Origin of the sequence: Bathymodiolus platifrons methanotrophic gill symbiont (assembly GCF_002189065.1) — a bacterium.
Taxonomy (GTDB): Bacteria; Pseudomonadota; Gammaproteobacteria; order Methylococcales; family Methylomonadaceae; genus Methyloprofundus.
In genome coordinates this window covers 1-1806 of the sequence record NZ_BDMN01000511.1, presented here as the reverse complement: position 1 = coordinate 1806, position 1806 = coordinate 1, and the positions used below count along the sequence as shown (strand labels likewise).

Annotated in this window: 2 protein-coding genes; both read left to right on the top strand. The window is 29.3% G+C overall.

Annotated elements, in window-relative coordinates; genetic code table 11:
• Positions 1-6: 6 nt before the first annotated feature.
• Entirely contained in the window at positions 7-1023 is a 1017-nt protein-coding gene (locus CDZ78_RS19990) for an AAA family ATPase (protein ID WP_087871526.1), read from the top strand.
• Positions 1020-1718: a hypothetical protein gene (locus CDZ78_RS19985; protein ID WP_087871525.1), complete on the top strand. Its 699-nt coding sequence runs from the start codon at positions 1020-1022 to the stop codon at positions 1716-1718. The genes CDZ78_RS19990 and CDZ78_RS19985 overlap by 4 nt, the downstream gene beginning before the upstream one ends.
• Positions 1719-1806: the final 88 nt, after the last annotated feature.

Below are 1806 nucleotides of genomic sequence, written 5' to 3'. Positions count from 1 at the left end.
TAAAAAATGCTTTCTAAATTAGAAATTGAAAATTTCAAATGTATTGATAAGCAGGTCTTCAATTTAAAGCCATTAACAATATTAACAGGTCTCAACTCAACAGGTAAATCAACCGTTATTCAGGCTATTTTATTGTTTAGTAGTTTTTCTTCATCACCACAAAACGAAACTTTAAACACATTAGTCGCTAATTTTTCTAATTTTAGAGAAATTCGTAATAAATATAAAAATGCTAAATCATTAAGTATTGTAATAGATGATTCTGTTTTATTTATGACCAATGAAACTTTTAATACAAAACTATTTCACTTAATTTATGAAGAAAACATTTATTACTTATCCGCTAATCGTATTGGACAAGAAGAGTTAGCGACTTTAAATTCAAGACAGAAAGTTGGAAGTAATGGTGAATATATTTTTGGGTATTTTGAATCAAATAAAGATAAACCACTTGATGAGGTATTAGTTAAATTTAAACAAGCAGGGCTTACCTTAAAAGCACAAGTTAACGAATGGCTAGCTTACATTCTTGATTTAAAAATTTCATTTCAAACTGAAAAAATAACCTCAACTAAAGTTAAAGTTACATTCAACAGCGAAGGGATTAATGATATAAATCCTTTTAATTTAGGAGCAGGTAATAGCTATTTGGTAAAAGTATTAGTGGTTTCTTTAATGTGCAAACAAAACGATTTATTATTAATTGAGAATCCAGAAATTCATTTACACCCAAAAGCTCAATCTAGACTGGGTGAATTCTTAGCTTGGCTTGCCAATGGAAACATACAAGTAATTGTTGAAACTCACAGCGAACATTTAATTAATAAAGTGAAGTATAAAATTTATAAAGAATCATTAGCTGCAAAAGCTGCCATTATTTATTATAAACCTTCTATAAAAGAGAATTTTATTGAGTTAAAGATTAACCCATTAGGAAAATTTATAGATAGTAATGGTAAGAACGTAATGTTTCCGTCAGGTTTTTTTGATTCTACCTTGCAAGAGCTATTGGAAATAGGATGAGTGATTACTCCCTAGTCTTAAGTGATGATTTATTGCAGTTATTTTTAAATTTTAAAAATGGGAAGGTTAATAATCCCAATCTTGTTGAAAAATTTCTGAATTATTATCACGTCCCTCATTTAACCTGTGTTGACCAATTAAAACGTATTGGCAATGAAGACACTGCGTTATTGCAGCTACTAGCATCTCAAGGATATATCGCTCAATCTTTGGAATATCTTGTCACGAAAACACGCTATAAACTTATTTTAAACACTGAGAAATATGACTATCCTTACGTTAATATTGATCAAGATAAGGTTGAGAAAAATTTCACTTTAACCTTTGGTATAGGTGAAAATAGAGATAAAGCGATTCAGTTAATCACAGCCTTATGCTTAGATGCAAAATTTATTTTAATTTTTGATCGTTACTTTTGTGAGAGGTGGAATAATACTAAGAATCTTTTTCAAAAAGTCATCCCTCATAAAAATATAACTTTATTACATGATGACCATTTAACAAACAAAACTTCTGAAATCAAAAAAATAAACCGAACCTGGACCATAAAATGCGATAAAAAAAAGATATTTAGAAATGCACATGATCGTTATTTATTGATCGATAATAAAATAGAAATTATTTTAAGTAGTGGTTTTGATAATTTATTTTCAACAAATAAAGATTTAACCTGTGTAATCAGATATAAGAGCTAAATAAAGCAGGCCATATCAACACCCACAAGGTATCTTGGACAGGCGCGCCATGCTACCTCACGCAATTCTGGGACTCCTGTCGCCATAA

Excerpts from the sequence above, each read along its gene's own strand:
- CDZ78_RS19990 (WP_087871526.1), top strand. The coding sequence starts at position 7 with ATGCTTTCTAAATTAGAAATTGAAAATTTCAAATGTATTGATAAGCAG.
- CDZ78_RS19985 (WP_087871525.1), top strand. The coding sequence starts at position 1,020 with ATGAGTGATTACTCCCTAGTCTTAAGTGATGATTTATTGCAGTTATTT.